This window comes from Fusibacter sp. QWL-12 (assembly GCF_058683495.1).
This window is the reverse complement of sequence record NZ_CM178745.1, coordinates 3124092-3142823: the sequence shown is the minus strand read 5'-3', so window position 1 is coordinate 3142823 and position 18732 is coordinate 3124092. Positions and strand designations below refer to the sequence as shown.

General features: G+C 37.1%; 19 protein-coding genes. All 19 read right to left on the bottom strand.

Going from position 1 to position 18732, the window contains the following annotated elements:
- Positions 1–4: 4 nt before the first annotated feature.
- The 19 genes from AC4PID_RS15075 to AC4PID_RS14985 all read right to left on the bottom strand — a co-directional run bounded on the left by AC4PID_RS15075 (position 5) and on the right by AC4PID_RS14985 (position 18676).
- The gene (locus AC4PID_RS15075; protein ID WP_492132807.1) at positions 5–709 is read right to left on the bottom strand and encodes a carboxymuconolactone decarboxylase family protein; all 705 of its coding nucleotides are present in this window, start codon (positions 707–709) and stop codon (positions 5–7) included.
- A gap of 11 nt (positions 710–720) precedes the next feature.
- Positions 721–1155 (bottom strand): cupin domain-containing protein, encoded by a 435-nt coding sequence (locus AC4PID_RS15070; protein WP_492132806.1) that lies wholly within the window; start codon positions 1153–1155, stop codon positions 721–723.
- 10 nt (positions 1156–1165) lie between these two features.
- A complete protein-coding gene (locus AC4PID_RS15065) occupies positions 1166–2149 on the bottom strand; it encodes an alpha/beta hydrolase (RefSeq protein WP_492132805.1) in 984 nt (327 codons plus the stop codon).
- Between the two features lie 196 nt (positions 2150–2345).
- Positions 2346–2798, bottom strand: coding sequence for a hypothetical protein (locus AC4PID_RS15060; protein WP_492132804.1), 453 nt, complete (start codon positions 2796–2798; stop codon positions 2346–2348).
- A gap of 21 nt (positions 2799–2819) precedes the next feature.
- Complete coding sequence (arr, locus tag AC4PID_RS15055) at positions 2820–3572, bottom strand: NAD(+)--rifampin ADP-ribosyltransferase (protein ID WP_492132803.1); 753 nt, start codon at positions 3570–3572, stop codon at positions 2820–2822.
- 32 nt (positions 3573–3604) lie between these two features.
- Positions 3605–4513, bottom strand: a complete 909-nt coding sequence (locus AC4PID_RS15050) for an AraC family transcriptional regulator (RefSeq protein ID WP_492132802.1) — start codon at positions 4511–4513, stop codon at positions 3605–3607.
- A 127-nt stretch (positions 4514–4640) separates the two neighbouring features.
- Positions 4641–4973 (bottom strand): YolD-like family protein, encoded by a 333-nt coding sequence (locus tag AC4PID_RS15045; protein WP_492132801.1) that lies wholly within the window; start codon positions 4971–4973, stop codon positions 4641–4643.
- The gene (locus AC4PID_RS15040; protein ID WP_492132800.1) at positions 4963–6267 is read right to left on the bottom strand and encodes a Y-family DNA polymerase; all 1305 of its coding nucleotides are present in this window, start codon (positions 6265–6267) and stop codon (positions 4963–4965) included. Before AC4PID_RS15040 ends, AC4PID_RS15045 begins: the two co-directional genes overlap by 11 nt.
- A 195-nt stretch (positions 6268–6462) precedes the next feature.
- Complete coding sequence (locus AC4PID_RS15035) at positions 6463–8433, bottom strand: EAL domain-containing protein (RefSeq protein WP_492132799.1); 1971 nt, start codon at positions 8431–8433, stop codon at positions 6463–6465.
- Between the two features lies 1 nt (position 8434).
- Positions 8435–9052, bottom strand: a complete 618-nt coding sequence (locus AC4PID_RS15030) for a DUF6273 domain-containing protein (protein WP_492132798.1) — start codon at positions 9050–9052, stop codon at positions 8435–8437.
- A 56-nt stretch (positions 9053–9108) separates the two neighbouring features.
- Positions 9109–9879: an MFS transporter gene (locus tag AC4PID_RS15025; protein ID WP_492132797.1), complete on the bottom strand. Its 771-nt coding sequence runs from the start codon at positions 9877–9879 to the stop codon at positions 9109–9111.
- Entirely contained in the window at positions 9806–10402 is a 597-nt protein-coding gene (locus tag AC4PID_RS15020) for an MFS transporter (RefSeq protein WP_492132796.1), read from the bottom strand. Before AC4PID_RS15020 ends, AC4PID_RS15025 begins: the two co-directional genes overlap by 74 nt.
- A gap of 39 nt (positions 10403–10441) precedes the next feature.
- Complete coding sequence (locus tag AC4PID_RS15015; RefSeq protein WP_492132795.1) at positions 10442–11863, bottom strand: peptidoglycan D,D-transpeptidase FtsI family protein; 1422 nt, start codon at positions 11861–11863, stop codon at positions 10442–10444.
- Positions 11838–13127 (bottom strand): FtsW/RodA/SpoVE family cell cycle protein, encoded by a 1290-nt coding sequence (locus tag AC4PID_RS15010; protein WP_492132794.1) that lies wholly within the window; start codon positions 13125–13127, stop codon positions 11838–11840. The genes AC4PID_RS15015 and AC4PID_RS15010 overlap by 26 nt, the downstream gene beginning before the upstream one ends.
- A complete protein-coding gene (locus AC4PID_RS15005) occupies positions 13120–13575 on the bottom strand; it encodes an FHA domain-containing protein (RefSeq protein WP_492132793.1) in 456 nt (151 codons plus the stop codon). Before AC4PID_RS15005 ends, AC4PID_RS15010 begins: the two co-directional genes overlap by 8 nt.
- Positions 13576–13776: 201 nt before the next feature.
- Positions 13777–14865 carry an ABC transporter permease gene (locus AC4PID_RS15000; protein WP_492132792.1) on the bottom strand — a complete coding sequence of 363 codons (1089 nt, stop codon included), beginning with the start codon at positions 14863–14865 and terminating at the stop codon, positions 13777–13779.
- The gene (locus AC4PID_RS14995) at positions 14828–16363 is read right to left on the bottom strand and encodes a sugar ABC transporter ATP-binding protein (RefSeq protein ID WP_492132791.1); all 1536 of its coding nucleotides are present in this window, start codon (positions 16361–16363) and stop codon (positions 14828–14830) included. Before AC4PID_RS14995 ends, AC4PID_RS15000 begins: the two co-directional genes overlap by 38 nt.
- Positions 16364–16439: 76 nt before the next feature.
- Positions 16440–17612 carry a sugar ABC transporter substrate-binding protein gene (locus tag AC4PID_RS14990; RefSeq protein WP_492132790.1) on the bottom strand — a complete coding sequence of 391 codons (1173 nt, stop codon included), beginning with the start codon at positions 17610–17612 and terminating at the stop codon, positions 16440–16442.
- A 17-nt stretch (positions 17613–17629) separates the two neighbouring features.
- A complete protein-coding gene (locus AC4PID_RS14985) occupies positions 17630–18676 on the bottom strand; it encodes a Gfo/Idh/MocA family protein (protein ID WP_492132789.1) in 1047 nt (348 codons plus the stop codon).
- Positions 18677–18732 lie beyond the last annotated feature (56 nt).

Genomic DNA, 18732 nt, shown 5'->3' with positions numbered 1-18732 from the left:
TCCTTTAACCTAATGATTCTTTCGCTTTGTTGATCGCAGAAATCGCATTTAAACTGCGGGGATAGCCAATATACGGTACACATTGTGACACAACACTCATAAGGAATTCTAAGTTGTTTCCTAATTTTAAGTTTCCAAAAATATGGCTCATGACTTGTGGCTCACACCCACCTTGCGCATATAAGAAACAAAATGTAATCAGTTCACGCTCGGCTAAGTTTAACCCTTTACGTGTATAATAATCACCAAAGCAATTTGCAGCTAACCATTTATTGACGTGATTTGCTCTCCAAAAGTCTTTCATTCCTTCACCAAAGATCTGAACCTGTGTGTCGATGCCTTTTTCAAGTCGAGACGCTTTGTCAGTGGTCGATTGATTTTCAAGCGGGAGACTCAAATTTTTTGACTCAAAAACAGAGTTCATAATTTTTAAAATACCGTAAACTCTGCCAAGACCAAGATAGTCTATTGCTTGATAAACAACTTCTCTTACTTCAATAGGTGTGAGACTTTCAGTATCGAGTGTCTCATTTAAAAACAACTCAAATGCATCGTTTGATTGCGAGCCAATCAAAACAGCGAGAATACTAAGATCCTTAGATTTTGTATCAAGTTTTGCAATTGTTTCATTAAGAACTTCTTCTAGAGCGAATTGCTGATGAACCTCATACAACTCAGGATCTGTTAATTTAATTTGATCTAATTTCATTTGTCACCTACTTATAATGCAAAGTAATATTCATCTGTTACTGGTTCTAACCACTCATTTGCCGCACTTTCACCCGGAACTTCTACAGAAATGTGTGAAAACCAGCTGTCTGCTTTCGCGCCATGCCAGTGTTTCACATTCGCAGGGATTACGATTACACTACCAGGAACTAGGCTCACTACTTCTTTACCTTCTTCTTGATACCAGCCTTCTCCAGTAACACAGATTAGAATTTGTCCACCATTTTTTTCTGCCTTATGAATGTGCCAGTTATTTCTACAACCTGGCTCAAATGTTACATTGGCAAGGAATAATGGTGCTTTTCCAAACTCAGTTAATGGGTTTAAAAAAGACTCTCCAATAAAGTACTTTGAGAACATGGTGTTTGGAAAACCCTTTCCAAAGATATTTTCTGAATTAAATTCACTTTCATTTAAAAATTTCATAATATGCCTCCTAAACATTTGAAGATAAATATTGATTGAAAAAGGCTTCGATTTTGTCAAATGGGATAACATCCAGTTGATCATATAAATCAGTGTGACTTGCGCCAGGAATAATGATGAGTTCTTTATTATCCCCTGTTAAATTTTTGAATGCATCTTGGCTAAAGTAAACTGAATGCGCTTTTTCACCATGAAGCATTAATACGGCACTTCTAATTTCTGAAGAATACATGAGAATTGGCATATTGGCAAATGATAACGAAGAAGTTACATTCCAGCCACCATTTGAATTTAGCGATCTTTCATGATAGCCTCTTTCAGCTTTATAGTAATCTCTGTAGTCTTTCAAAAATTGTGGGACCTCTTCTGGTAAGCGTTCTGGTACACCACCAGCAACTGCATAAGTGCCATTTTTGTAATCAACGGTTCTAATGGCATTTAAGTTTTTTCTCATTTCATAACGATCGTCAGCACTCATTGAGTCAAAGTAGCCATTTGCAGTTACTCTCGTCATATCATACATCGTAGATGTCAAAGTTGCTTTAATTCTAGGATCATTTGCAGCTGCGTTTAATGCCATTCCGCCCCAACCACAAATCCCGATAATACCAATTCTTTCTGGATCTACTTGATCGAGGTTTGACAAATAATCAACTGCTGCTGAGAAGTCTTCAGTATTGATATCAGGGGAAGCAACATATCTTGGTGTTCCACCACTTTCGCCTGTATAAGAAGGATCGAAAGCAATTGTCAAATACCCTTTCTCTGCCATTATTTGTGCGTATAATCCAGATGATTGTTCCTTAACTGCACCAAAAGGACCCGAAACTGCTAATGCAGGCAATTTACCAGTGCTATTTTTTGGTTCATAAAGATCAGCAGCAAGTGTAATGCCATATCTGTTGATAAACGTAATTTTTCTATGATTGACTTCACTGCTCAATGGAAACACTTTGTCCCACTCACTAACTAATGTTAAATTTTCTAATTTCATTTGATTCATCCTTTCAAAATATAATTGTTTTAAGTATCTTCTGGATTCATCATAATACCTAAAGCTAACTTTAGGTCAATAGTCTATTTGTAAACTTTTTTCATAAATTATCTTAAAAAAAAGAACCCTGAAACAATTATCAGAATTCCCATTTTATTCACTTGAAAAGTTTCAAGCTCTAATTCTATATTCACACTTAGCGCATTGATTCACATAAGTCTTTTATTCTACGCATCACCTTTGGATAAACCTCATTAAAATAATCAACTAAATTCTCAGGAACATCCATCACAATTGAAAGTTCCGTAAGAACATCTCCCGTCGAACTTGCACTTTCAGTAAGTTGATAACTTTCAGTACCACCGGTCCACTCTTTCTCTCTAATTTCAGTGCCATTTTCTTTCGTATCTGCTAAATGCTTCAGCTTAACATACTCACCAAGAATAAGCTTTTCAACAAAGCTGGTGACACCGTACCCATTAATCGAAGAAATATATTCAACCTCGCACCCTTCATTTAGCTCACCCTTCATATACGTCCCTTCATCGATAAGGTTTGCCCAGTCTCTAAAAGTCTCGTCGTTCCAAAGGACGCCCCATACTTTTTCTCTGGATGCTTTTATGACAATACTGTACTTAGTTTCAACCATAGTAGCCTCCTAATGAATCAACTAATTGATGATATCTCCACTTCCTTTTTCAATATCATCAAGCCATTTTTGCTTTTCAGTTTCAGTTAATGTGATCCAATCTGTGACCTCCCCTATAATTTTCAAAGGATAAATGGATCGGTAAGAGCGCGTTAAGTTCCCTGGAAATTTCTTGTCGGTTACATTTGGGTCATCTTCAAAATCACCAGTAGGTGAAATCACATATATTCTCTCCATTGCATTTCCTTTTGCTAGAGAAGCTGCCAGACCTGCACCTGAAATATTGGCTGTAAAATAAATATGATTCATTTTCAGACCCTCTTGATAATTGGATTGCCCACCTGGGTTTAAAAAATCTCCCACTTTAAGATCCGCCTTAGTCCCATGATAAAATGGTCCCCTGTCTTTAGGAAAAACTTTGCTTTGATTCTCTAGCGTTTTAAATTTATCATAATTAACTTCATCGCCCATTGCCATATAAATGGCTGCTATCTCGCTATATAGCGTCTGATAAGCACGCCAGACATTATCATCGTCAACTGTCATCGCATGATCCAAGGCTTCTTTAAAATACTTTAGCTGTTCCATCTGATCCGTCATCAACCTAGCATAATGATATTTGGTGAAAAACTTTTCGAAATCACTAGTTGAATGATCAACTGCACTTAAGAAGGTGCTCTTAGCAGCTTCGATATTTCCTTCAGCTTCCTGTTTCATGGCAGCCATACATAACTTGATTAATGGATTCGTTGTTGGATTAAATAGAACTGGCATACCCACCTCTCCAAATAAAAATTTAAGTGGACTTAAGAAGATTGTTCACTCATTTGTTGTTTTACTTTTACCCAGATTTCACTTTTATAATTGGGATTTGTCGTGTCGGGCGATTCATGCCATACGATTTCGGGTCCTTCACAGGCTTCATAGATAGATGCTGGAAACCATTCTGAGTAAATTCGACCCCAAATTTCTTGTAGGGTTTCTGGAAATGGCCCTATTGACTCAAAAACTGCCCATGTTCCCTTTTCCACATCTAGAATATCAAAGTTTGAAATAGGACTTGATTCATTTGGATCAAATTTGGTTGTGGCTACGCCGATATAATGGTCCAGTTCTCCCTTTTCTTCCATTCTTTCCTCAGAAAAATGGGTAGATGCACTAATAATCCCCTTTGGTTCCACATTGGAGAGGCCTTTCAAATATTGGATGATTTCAGGTGTTAGTCTCTGGTAAATGGATGCGATCTCAGGGTTAACGCCACTAAATACGATAGGCACTCTTTTCATAAATCCAATAATCTTAAATGCTTCTTTTTCAACGATACGATAATTCATTTCAATACCTCCACTGATAGATAGTTTAAAGGTCAATTTTGGATAGGCTTTAATCATTGCTGCATTCCCTTTTACTTCAGATGGCAGTATGCCATGAATCTGTTGAAAGGCTCTTGAAAAAGCATCGGCAGAGTTATAGCCATATTTAACAGCGATATCGAGCACTCTTTCCTCATATTGCTTTAAATCTTGAGCAGCCAGCGTCATGCGTCTTCTTCGTACATACTCGGATAGACTAATACCCGCTAAAAATGAAAACATCCTTTTAAAATGATACTCTGAACAAAGTGCTATTTTAGCAACCTCGTTATAGTCAATTTCTTCTGTAAGATGATTTTCAATATAATCCAAAGCCGAATTCATACTTTTAAGCGAATCCATAATTCACCTCCTTTTCAAAACCATCTTATCCAATTCTGAGGATGCGTATCCGATAATCTGTGCACAATAAAGTCGGATTTGAGTAAGTTAGATTCATATAACTTACTCAAAAGATTTTTATAGAAAATTAATCTATCAACAATATGTCATCAAAGCCGATTTCTATTGTATCTAATAGTATAGACTTATACACTTTGTCGATCCCCAAGAATGTACCCGTTACCTGAATATACTCTCCATGATCATAATAGGTTATGGAAATAATATCACCTTTGTTTAACTGTGATATCTTTTGATTGAGTTCATCGGATCTTTCTTCACTTAATTCTATCTTCTCAACATGTTGCAAAGCTTTTTCTTTTTTTTCCAATGCTTCAGTTAATCCCTTTACTGCTGCAAAGGGTAAGAATTGCTTTGCTCTTTCAGAAAGTGGCATAGGTGACTTCGGTTTACTCCCCACTTTTGTGACCTCCGATCTGGCGATTACGTTCTCTGGTCGTTGCAGATGCTTCAAAATTCATACCTTTTAAAATACTGTTTTTGCCATATTTTTTCTTTATATCAAGGACTGCTTTTTGAACGCGACGATTTTTATCAGAATTTTCAGCAGTGTTATTTTCTGAGGTTTGACCTTCAATTTGATCAAAGAAGCTGAGCTGATTCGAGATACTTGCATCAGCGTCTATCACTTGATTGCAGGTTATATTTACACGCCTAATCATCTTTGTTTTGTCTACCGTCCTATTGTAAAGTGCGACCACTGCAGGGATAATTATACGATCTGCACTTGTGGGAACCACAAATTTAGCAGTTCCTCTAGAAGGATCCGCATGCAGGCTGTTAGAATAGCCTACATAAATGGTAACTGAGCTAGTGACGAGTTTCTTATCTACTAAATCCAAACACATTAAATCCATCATCTCACTAACAATCAGTCTACCCTCATAGAAATCATAATCTCTCATGAGCACTTGACCACTTGATAAGCAATTGCTTTTAGAATGATAGCCTTTAATATCTGCCATCGTCACTGGTTCACGTCCCCAAGCATGGTCGATTAAAAGTTCTGCATCGATACCAAAAAGTTCATATAAAAAATTTTCATCCATTTCAGCGATTTGTCGCATGGTCTGAATGCCATAACGCGCTAGCGTTCTCGCAGTTCCCTTACCAATACGCCAGAAGTCAGTCAAAGGACGGTGCTCCCACAACTGGATTTTAAATGATTCTTCTGTAAGCTCACTAATAAAATCCTCAGAGTGTTTTGCGGTTATATCTAAGGCAATTTTTGCTAAATATAGGTTTGTACCTATACCACAGGTCGCTCTAACGCCTGTTTCTTTTAAGATCACGCTCATCAGCATTTGTGCCATTTCTTTTGCTGTCATATGATAGGTATTTAGATAGCTCGTTAAATCTAGAAAAGCTTCATCTACAGAATAGATGTGAATGTCCTCTTTAGAAATGTATCTCAGATAAATTTCATAGATATCTGCAGAATAATCGATGTATTTTTGCATTCTAGGGGGCGCAATAATATAGTCAACCCCTTTGGGAATCTCAAACAGACGACAACGATTTTTAATACCGAGCGCTTTCATTGAAGGTGTAATGGCTAAACAAATAGTCTTTTCAGAGCGTTCAGGATCTGCAACTACCAAATTAGTGGTCATTGGATCAAGTCCACGTTCAACACATTCAACCGAGGCATAGAAGGATTTTAGATCGATGCAGATATATACGCGTTCATTCATTTTACACCTCCTTAGCCAATTGATTTCCATATATATTATAACTTTTTTGACGAAAAAGAACAAATGTTCTTTCTATAAAAAAACCGTTGTTCTAACCAAGTTTGTAAGTACATGATTAGTCCAACGGTTTTAAGATTTAATATTATAGATTAAATTATCTAAACTTATATAATCAAATTTTCATGGTGTCTAAACTTATTGCTTTTCTACTATTTGGGTAGACAACAGTTGACCTAAGCTCATAGGACGCGCATAATAATAGCCTTGATAAATATCGATCTCAAAGGTATCCAGTATTTGCTCTTGTTCAACGGTTTCTACACCTTCCACTACTACCCTCATTTCAAAAAGATTAAACAGCTCGAGGGTCTTCGAAAATACCAGTCTTAGCTTTTCATCCGCTAGCAAATCCTTTATAAAGAATCGATCGAACTTTACTTCGTCAAAATTGAGTTTTGAAAATCGATTTAATGAAGAATACCCTGTTCCAAAATCGTCCAAGGAAATTTCAAAACCAAATTTCTTTATGGTTTTAATCGTATCTTCAACTTTTTTGATATCATATAAAAGTGCGGTTTCAGTTATTTCAAAAACGATCTCATGAGAATTCACTTCATACTTATTTAGCAAGTTGTTGACAATGAGCATGAAATCTGACTCCATTAGCTGTATCGAAGATAAATTAATGCTGATTTTACGGCCATTATTCCACTTTAGATGATGAATATTAAAAAAGACAGACTCGATGACCTGATAGGAAAGCTTTGAGATTAAACCCGTTTTTTCAGCAAGTGGTATAAACACACTTGGCGATATAAATTGATCTTCTAACTGCCATCTTGCTAGCGCTTCATAGGAAATCACTTCTTTAGTTTTTGCATCAATTTGCGGTTGATAATATACCTCAATTTGATGATTCGCTATTGCATTTTTTAAGTGATATTCAAGATTATACTGTGCTTTTTCCGCTAAGTATTTTGACATCGCTATGAAATAGACACCACCATCATTGCTTTTTGATTTCTGATTTGCTACCTCAAGTGCTCCGATAATTGTATGTGCATATTCTTTGTATGTTTTGTCCGCTTCAAGCGAAGTGATCCCTACAGCAATCTCAAGTCGAAAATTCATGATTGATTCCAGTGAAAATGCAACCTGAATTTGTTTGATAAAGTTAAAAACCTCATGTTGTGTCATGTCTTCTGTGACGATTAAAAATTTATCGTTGTACAGTTTAAATAAGTGATGGCTTTTTTCTGTATAGCTTTGTAATTGCTCTGCCATTTTTTTCAGTAGAAGGTTGCCTTGATGAAATCCGAGTATTTGATTAAAAGATGCAAAGTTTCTTACATTGATCAAAATAAAAAGATGCTTACCTTGAGTATCTTCCATGAAATTTAAATAGGCAATCTCATTTGGCAATCCAGTCAGTGAATCCTTATAGGCCATTGCCTTCATCTCATCATTTAGTTGAATTAGATCCTCACTTCGTGAAAACAAGCTTTTGTTTGTAGTCTCTAGCTCTTCCACATAAAACTGTGCATAGAATAAAAATAAACCATAAATGTTTAACCCACACAATGCCAAAATAACAGTTACGTTCATTTCAAATGGAAAATATGGCTTTAATAGTGTAGCGAGCATCATTACGAGAAAACTGGTTGCGAGAAAGTACAAACCATAGTTCATTTTACTTTTTTTCAAAATGACGATGTTGTAAATGAACCTTGTGATAACAATTGCATAACCACCAAAAATTATATTGAATAGATTATCATTGTTGATAACACCAAACGAATAAAGTAAAACCACTATAAATGAAACTTGAACGTTCCATTCAAGAAGTTTAACTTTAATCTTTAAAATCTTAGTGATTAATATATAGACTGAAATGGTAACGATTAAGAACATGGCACAGGCAATCATCAAAATAATAAAGGTATCATCTTGAAAGAGATGTTGAACTTCAAAAATCAAGTACTTTGTCACATGCATGATCGAGAAGAACATCGTATAGATTGAAAACATGAGACATTTGTTGACAAACGTTTTATGGTCCTTGTTATTTGCCTTGATATCATAGAGTGCGAAATACATGTAATTTGTATTGCTTAATAAGATGACACTCATTAAAAAATATTGAAAATCTATAATCTTGCTCTGCATATTAACTCCCAATTTTTAACCAAAGTACCGGTCGAATGCCACCGCTGTTATCCATCGTTTTAGGGTGAAGCGTGTTACTGCTGTATTTGTATGTACCATTTCCTTGTATCCCAATATTGCCATCACCATGAATGTATATGGTTCTTCTATTATCTCTTCCTGGGGTTCTCAACCACCACCACCAAATATAGCCTTCATAACTTGAGCGCCTTAATGGATTGTTAATGTCTTTTTTCTGGAACCAATATCTTTGCTTAGGGTTTCTATTTTCTAAGCATTGGCGACTGTCCCCAAAGTACTTTAAGACAGCTTCTTCAAGGCTAAGCAAGAAAATCTTATCATATGTATCTTCACCGCCATCCACTCCATACCAAGGATTTGCTTTGTTCACATTATGACTTTCAATGATTTTTATCTGCTCAGACTCACTAAATGAATTATAAAACGCACCATTTAAATACTTTCTAATATCACTATTGAACCAATAGGCATCCTCTTTTTTATTATGGTAAGGGCGTTGTCCAATAATCTGATCAGTCATTATCAAAGCAGCGTTTTCTTTTACTTCCAGAACACGCCATTCATATGCTCCAAATCTAACAATTTCGCCAACTTGCATACCGCCTCCTATATGTTTATATAACTATGATAGTATGATAAGAAGTAAAAGTCGAATTATTTTTGATTACCTCGATTTTCTCTTAAAGCTAAGTAGAACATGCCTATGGTACCAATCGCTGATGACCCCGCTATCAGTGGCCAAGCCATTGAAATACTAAAATGATCGATATAGATGCCTATTATCGCGGTTCCAAGTATGGCCCCAATTGCATAGCTCATATTTATAATTGCGTTAAAACGCGCTCTAAAATTGGCAGGGGTTTGACTTGTTATATAGACGCCAAAATTGATCGACATGATGATTTCACCCATGGTCCAGATGATGGTGGAGATAAAGAATAACGGAAGCGTTTTAATTAGACCAATCATACCAAATCCAATTACATAAGCGATACCACCAATGGCGATGTTCGTAATCGCTGAATTTCTTTTAGAAAACACTGTAATCATTAAGGTAAAAGCCAATACTGAGATTGCGTTGGTACTCATTAACGTACCAAATATCTGTGGCCCTTGATCTGCATAAAGATGATTCAAAATCAAAGGTAGCGAAAATCCACTTTGAACATAAGTCGCACTAAAGAACAAGTTGAAAAGCATAAAAAATACAAGTTGTGGTCGTTTCTTTAATACGTCTAAAATGTTGCCTTCCATTACATTTTCATGTTCATTGACTTTAGATAGATTCTCCACAACGTCATTCTCTTGAATTTGCATGTCTTGATTTTGTTCGTTTTGAAATTCTAAACTATCAATAGCTTTTGGAAGTGATTCTTTTATGGTCAGCATGACCAACGCGACTGCAAAAAAAAGAGGTAATTGCATCCCCCATAAAAATCCAAAATCGATAATGATTAAAAAGAAAGCCTGCAACGATTGGTCCTAATGCGACGCCAAGGTTGATTCCCAAATAGGATAAAGAAAAGCCAGCCTGTCTGTCTTCTGGTTTCAGAACATCAGATAAGATCGCTGAGAGTATCGGTCTAACTGCACCACTAAAAAATGAGGACATGAAAATAAAGAGTAGCATCACTTGATGTGTGTAAAAGAAAGCACACATCATCAGTGATAAACCAGATGCACCTTGAAAGATTAAATAAGATTTTTTCCGCCCGATATGATCCGCGACTTTACCACCAATTAAACCACCAGGAATAGATAAAATCATTGTTAGCATGACGATAGATCCTGTCTGTGCAACAGAATAATGAAATTGCGTCGTTAACAGTAACGTGAGAAAAGGCATGACAAAATCACCAAATCGGTTGATGACTTGAGCCAAAAATATGACATAAACACTTTTTGGTAATCCTTGATAGGTCTTAAAAAAACGATTCATCTTAATCATGCTTTTTCTCCTGTACAGGTTAGCGGTAGTTTATAAAATTTATTGATTCAACCATAAATTCATTAGTTTTCTTGCAATTGGCGCTGCCACCTGACCACCGTCCTCGGCTTGGTTTTCTAAGAGAACTGCAATGGCAATTTCAGGATCCTCAGCAGGTGCAAACCCTATAAACCATGCGTGATCGTAGCCACCTTGACTGGATTTTTCGTTTTGTGCAGTACCTGTTTTACCTGCAACGGTTATGCCTGATATCGCAGCTCTTTTGCCAGTCCCGTTTTTTACAACCTCAACCATCATATCCGTTACTAGATTTGCCGTTTTAGCATCAGTAAATCGATAGAGCTTCTTAGTAAAAGTAGTTGTAAGAATTTCTCCATTTCGATCGGAAACGCTCTTTACCAAATATGGCTTCATAATAACGCCATCATTTGCTATCCCCGCGCAGATAAGCGCCATTTGCAATGGCGTTACTAGTAGCTTTCCTTGACCAATTACTGTCGCTGCTAGCTCTGTATCACTTTTAATTTTTGTGTTGATTTTACTTTTACTCGTCGGTATATCAAAATCGAACTTCTTGTTGATCCCAGCTTTTTCAGCAGTATTTACAAGTGCTCTTCCCCCGAGTTTTTCAGATAAAGTCGTAAAATAAACATTACTTGATACGGTCATTGCTGAAATCATATCTAGTGTACCATAGACTTTGTCGCCAGCATTTGTAAATGTTTTACCATCGATAACGACACTTCCTGTGTCCTCAACTTGAAAGTCATCTAAACCTTTTTTAATGGCAGCGACAGCAGTTACTACCTTAAAAGTAGATCCTGGTGGATATAAACCAAGTACAGCTCTTGGTAGCAAGGGACTGTTCTCATCCGCCGTTAGGTAATCCCAATTCTCTTCTAATGCGCTTTCATTTGGGTTATAGTCTGGCGTACTCACCATGGCTAGGATTTCACCCGTTTTGGGGTTTATCGCCACGATTGCACCGCGTTTGTCGCCGATGAGTTCTCGCGCTCGTGATTGTAAGTCATGATCTATGGTCAAAATCAAGTTGTTTCCCGTCTTTGGTTCACCGGTTATGAGGCTCATCGTATTTCCGACGATGCCAAGTGCATTGAGTCCGAGTAAGGTGTCATTGTATTGAGCTTCTAAAAGTGTTTTGCCTAGCATATCATTGCTATATCCGATAACATGTGCATACAGTCTTTTATAAGGATAGCTTCTGGTTGTTACACCGCTTTTTACCTTTGTAACGGCAAGGACCTCACCATCTCGATCGAGAATGGAACCTCTGATTATCCCTTCTTCATAGGCCTTTAAACGTCTATTATAGCTATTGGACATCAAAGATGATTTGCCCTGAAGTTCAAAGTAGGTCATATAGCCGATCAAGATTAAAAATAAGATGCTCATAACGACAAAAACGTGCAGAATTCTACTGTTTGTTGTTGTTTTTTTCATCGCCAAAGCCCTCCTCTCTTAAGATTGATCCTGAAAGTGCTTGGAGCAAACCTAGGATCAGAAAACTAGATACCAGTGAGGAGCCGCCATAGCTAACAAAAGGCAAAGTGACGCCTGTTAGTGGAATGACTCTCGTTACCCCACCTATAATGAGGAACGTCTGAAAACCTAATGTTGTGGTCAATCCAAATGCCACCGTTTTTGTAAATGGGTCTCTTAAAAGCAAGCAGATCTTAATCCCTCTATACACCAATAGCATGAACAATATAATGACTGCAATCCCACCAAAGATTCCCATCTCCTCACAGATCGCTGAAAAAATAAAGTCTGTTTCAACATTTGGAATAAACTGCGGATAGCCAAGTCCCACTCCAGTGCCAAAAAAGCTACCGCTGCCTATTGCAAAGAGGGATTGGGTGATTTGATAGCCTTTACCAGCGATATCGGCAAAGGGATGTAGCCAAGTTGTGATTCTCGTTTGAAGATGAGGTAGAACTTGAATGGCTAAAAATGCTGCAAACCCAGCAACTGAAATATTGATCACAGAGAATACAATTGCTTTTTCAAAAACATACAGCGTAGAAATGTAAACCATAAACACTAAAAGTGCTGTACCGAATTCTCTTTGAAGGACAAAAAATCCCAATAAGACGAATACCAGCCCCATTAAGGTCCACTTTGAGGTGATTTTTCGTCCTTTAAATTCAAATTCTAATTTTTCAGGATTTGAGACAAATGAAGCCATAAAGTATACAAACAAAATCTTTATAAATTCAGAGGGCTGAAATGAGAAAGGCCCAATAATAATCCAGTTTTTTGCACCGTTAATCCTAACCCCTATCAACAGCGTTAAAATAAATAGAGAAAACATGAACGTGTAAAAAAGCCAAATTGCTCTGACGCGTTTGTGAAAATAATGGTAGATAAAGGTTGTCACTAAAAAAATGCCCATGCCTAATAAAAACCAAATAAACTGCTTCGTTCCAACTTCTGTAGAAAGCCTAAGCTGCATTGTAAGGCCTAAACTGGTAAGTAAGGCTACAATCAGCGCAATGTAAGGATCTCCCATCTTAAATTTCTTTAAAACTAGATACATTGTATAAGTTAAAACGATTTTCGTAGCACCTAAAATCATAATAATAGATTCAAAAACACCCGTTCTTATGGATAAGAGTGCAAATAATCCAAGATCCACGAGTGCAACTAGATGTACTGGGGAAATTGCTTTATGCTTTTTAGATCTTTCATCGACAAATTTATCCATTTGTTTCCCTGCCTTCAGAAAAAACCAATTTTGAGACGCCGAGTGTTATGGCATCGCCTTCTTTCAATAGCTCAGCCTTAACAATCTTCTCACCATTAACAAAGGTGCCGTTTGCACTGCCTAAATCACGTACTACAAATCCGTTGACTGTATTTTCGATCTGTAAATGCTTCGATGAAATGTGTGGATCTGCGATAATTATCTGTGCTTCAATGCCACGACCGACTAAGGTTGTCCCAGTGACGAGAGGAAAAATTTCAGTAACTGTTTGCTTATCATTGCCTTCTAGTGTAGACAACAATTTTAAGTGTGGATTAGATGCCTTGGCACTTTCCCATACGGTCATCGTTTTTATATCTTGATAAATTAATTTTGCAATTCTAAAGATAAACCAATAAATTACAAAAGTCAGTGCATATTTGGTTGTCATAGCTATAATTTCATACATAAAATCACCTCAGAATGGATTACCAAACTTGATTATATCACAACTTATTCTACAAAGAGATAGGCTAGTTTTTAACTTATTTTAATTATACCTAAATCTAAGTGAAACACGCATAAAAACAGACCTCGAGCAGTACGCATATCGCGCAACAAACTCGAGGCCTGTCTAACCTTCATTCTATAGGTAGAGGGGGTAGTGAGCCTATTGATCTACTGGTTTGGGAGAAACCGTAGGATGTTGATCGTTTTTCATGTGCTTTCTTATTTCTATAAATTTCTCTTTGATTACTGGCCCAACCGTTTGAACCAAAATCACAAGTATTAATACTAATCCTTGGAATGTATCTTGAATATCTGTACTAAGTGATGGAATACTAACGATGATAAAGTTGATTGTCGTATAAGATAAAGCACCAAAGAAGACACCCAAAATGTTACCACGGCCACCGGACATGTTAATACCGCCGAGAACCACGGCAGCTATGGCATACATTTCATAGCTTTTTCCAGAAGATGCTGGTGTGATATTGCCGATCTTAGCTGCTTGAATAAAGCTTGCGATTCCTACGAGCATACCAGTTATGATAAATACTGAGACTTTGACCCAATTGACGTTGGTACCCGTTAAAAAAGCAGCTTTTTCATTACTTCCTACCGCATAGACGCTCTTGCCATATTTTGTACTCTTAGAGATCAGAAGGATAAGTAGCATAACGCCTACGAACACGAAGGTGATGTAAGGTATAGACAAACCCGCAAGTTTCCCTGTTCCAAACTGCATTCTTAGCGCTTCATAGTTACTATGATCTGAAATCATGGCAAATTGACTACTGGAGGATCCTGTGATTGATGGATCAATCTCTCTAACAAATGAGAGCATTAACGATCTATAGATAAGCATGGTACCAAGAGTCACGATAAATGGTGGCATTTTCGCGTAGCCTGCAAGAATACCATTGATGGCACCACATACTACTCCAGCAAGAATCGCAGCAAGTAACATCAGTATAATGCTGTTGGTCATGTTAAAAACCATAATACTGACACTGGTGCTAAGTACAAGTGCTGAACCAACGGATAAGTCTATCTGACCTGTGATGATGACAAGTGCCATACCTAAGGCAATCGTACCGACGATAACTGTGTTTTGGCTGGAAAGAATTGCGGTTATGTGGCTCCATCTAAAGGTTTTGCCATTCAATTGAATGGTAATTCCATAGACAATGAGTATGATGGCAAATACAAAGATGAAACTATATTTTTTCCAAGCCGTCATTAATAGCTTCTTCATGTGCTTCTCCTCCCCCTGCATTAATGGCATCTGTTGAATATAGCATAACTTTATGTTCTGATATGTCATCGTGATCTAGAACTTTGACCAATCTACCTTCAAAAAAAATGGCACATCGATCGGAGACTTTCATAATTTCAGGTATCTCGAGTGTATTTATAATAATTGTTTTGCCTTCTTCAGCTAAAGCCAAAATCAACTTGTAAATCTCAACCTTTGCCCCGATGTCCACACCTTGCGTCGGATTATCAAATAGTAAGACATCCGCCCGAGTATTGAGCCACCTTGCAAAAAATACCTTCTGTTGGTTACCGCCTGATAAAGAAGTAATATAATTTTTAGAATCACCTGCTTTAATCCAAAGCATTTGTTTCAAATTTTCATATTTAATCAGTTCTTTGCTATTTTTTATAAGCTGGTTTTTAATAGTAAGATTATGCTCAGCAATATTCATGTTTTCAAGGATATTCATATCTTGAATCACTGAGTTCTCTTTTCTATTGGAAGGTAGCATACCTATGCCATTTTTCATAAATCGTTTGATTTTGCCTCGAATCGGTTTGCCATGTAAACTTACATAACCACCCTCTATCGGCATGACACCAAACATAGTCTGAAGCACTTCACTGGCACCACTTCCTGCTAGTCCAGTGAAAGCAATAATTTCACCCTTTTTCACCTGTAAGTTCACATTATAAAAACCTATTCCCGTGAAATCCACAAGTTCTAATATTGTGTCACCTAATTTTCGTTTTATATAATAGTCTTTGTCTACGTACTTGACGCCTACCATATCTGAAGCAATCTGATAGGGTGTTGTATCTTTCAACTTACCACTTGAAATAAATTCACCATTTCTAAGAACCGTATATGCATCAGCGATTTCAAAAACCTCAGGCATTTTATGAGAGATAAAAATAAAGGATTTGCCATCGCTTTTTAACTTGTTAATAATTTTAAACAACTGCTCAACCTCTTTGGTATTGAGCGCTGTCGTCGGTTCATCTAAAATCAATAATTTTGCATTTTGATAAAGGGCACGACAAATTTCCAAGAGCTGCTTTTGACTGGTCTCCAGTTCAGAAACCATAACACTTGGATCGATGAAGACGCCTAAATTCGCAAACAAATTTTTCGTTTCTTGAATCATCTTCTTTTTTTCAAGCAAGCCAAATTGATTCGTCAATTCTTTACTCAAAAATATATTCTCATATACCATAAGATCGTTAACGACATTAATTTCTTGATGTACAAATGCGATCCCCGCTTTTTCCATCTGGTTGATAGATGGTGAATGATAGTGCTTCTCTTCAAAAATAATTTGACCAGTGTCACCTTGAATAACGCCAGTCAATATATTCATAAGCGTGGACTTTCCCGCACCATTTTCCCCTAATAGCGCATGTACCGTTCCTTGATCTACTGAAAAATGAACCTCTTTAAGTGCTTGTTCACCACCAAATGCTTTTGAGATACTTTTCATTTCAAGAATCTTCATAATTCGTTCCCCACATTGATCCAATTAATGTATATTGGGTGCAGATAACCGTGATTATCCGCACCCAAATGACTAACTATTTATGACCTTTGAAGCCTTCATATTTTGATACGTTGTCTTTGTCAACGATCCAAACATCTTCATAGATGCCATCGCCTATTGCATGTGACCAATTGCCATCAAGATAATCAACCATATAGTTGATTGCGTTTTCAAACATCTTAGGTGAGAAATAAACGCTCATTAAGTTGTCAAAGTATTTTTGAGCGATAGGTGCTTGGTTTGAAGTCCCATCGATTACAGAATAAAGTTCTGCCATACCACCGATAGCTGAGATATAAACATCAAGTGCTTCAAGATCCGCTTTTGTACTATCGTCCACAGCATTTGCTTCTAGTAAATTCATAAAACCAAATGTCATTTCATCATCCATAGAGTAAATAAAGAGTTGACCATTATCTTTTGCATCAGCAACGATATCCCCCAACTTTTGCTCTAAGTAACCATATGCACCGTCTGCACTCCAATTACATACGACTTTATAAGTTGCAGTTAAAGCATCAATTTCTTCTTGTGTCCACTCTTTAGTGGTGTGATAGGTTTCATTTTTATCTGCGTCGAAATAATCAAGCTCGCCTAATAAGAATTGTTCAAATCCTTCTTGTCTTCTGCTACATACTGTACCATTATCACCTATAAGTGTCACGAGAACAGCACCAGGTTCCATGCCGTTTTGTTGTAACCAATAAGCGATTCCGGCACCACATTGCCAGTTGTTACCTGAAGTATTGATAATCGCATACTTATCTGGACCTTCGATAATTCTATCGAAAGATACAAATGGAATGTTCTCAGCGATTAAGCTTTCTTGTCCTGCTTTTGCTGAATCTTCAAGTGCAAAGAATACAACGCCAGCAGCATCACCGTTTGCAATTATAGTTTGAACTTGGTCAACTTGTTCTTCACCAGTTGATGCAGACATATATAATGCTTTATATTTACCAGCAGCATTAATCTCACTCGCTTTTTGTTCTGCATATACCCCAGCTTGTGCCGTCCAACCATGATCTGGTGTTGGTCCAAGAACATAAATTGTATCGCCTGACATCGTTGGTGCCATTGTTTCTCCTGCAGTTGTTGCTGCTGTTGTCATCGCTTCAGTTGTCGATTCCTCGTTTGAACTTGAAGAACATCCTGCCATTGAAAGTAACATCACTACACACAATAAAATAGCCAAATACTTTTTCATTTGCATTCTCCTTCCAATTAAACCCTCAAAATCCTAATCTCTTTTCCCTTTTCCGCTGATTCCTTACATGCGAATACGACTCTCATGGATTCTAGAATCAATTCAGCATCCAAAACTGTCCTCTTCTTATTTATTGCACCATCAACAAATGTATCAATTACGCCAGAGTTAATCTGTTGATGATCATCATTCGTTTGCATCGCCTCAAGCTCATAGTGAATTTTAGTCCCATCTGCATTCACAATATCAAGTGAGTATATAGGGTCGTCAAACAAACGAATAATACCATTTTGACAATACAACACGGTTGAATTTGCCTCTTTTCCATAATGTGTCCAACTGGTGGTTACCGATCCCATCGCACCTTTTTCAAAAGTAAGTAGTTCAAACGAATTATCATCTACTTCGATTAGATCCCCATTTGGAAAACGCTTGTCTAATGTGACAAATTTAGAAAAAACCTCAACCACCTTATCTTCCAGTAGATAGCATAATAAGTCGATCTTGTGTATCCCTAAATCTGCCATAGAGCCAAATACAGCTGCATCTTTCTTAAAAAACCATGTATTGCTACTTTGAGCGATACTCCATAGTTCTGGGCCTTTATGTCCAAATGTGGATTGAAATGAAAGAACCTTTCCCATTTGACCTGAGGCAATAATTTCTCTCGCTTTGACATGTGCTGCATTGAGTCTTTGATTATGTCCAATCAATAATTTTTTATTGTTCTTTACAGAAGCATCTACCATGGCTTCACATTCTTCTAATGTAATCGCCATCGGCTTTTCACATAGCACGTGTTTGCCTTTGTTTAATGCCTGAATCGTAATGGGTGCGTGAAGGGCATTTGCCACACAAACACTAACTGCATCTATCGTTGGATCCTCTAACATTTCCTCAACTGTTTCATATACAGAACCACCATATAGCTCTGTCATCTCTTTAGCTCTAGCACTCGTTCTATCATAAAAACCTTTGATAATCACATTGGAATTATTATTATATTCCACAGCATGACGTTTCCTTGCAATCGTTCCGCACCCGATAATCCCAACGTTAAGCATACATCCTCCTTTCCAAAAGTATATTTCTCCTAATTAAATCAATCATTAACTTGTCG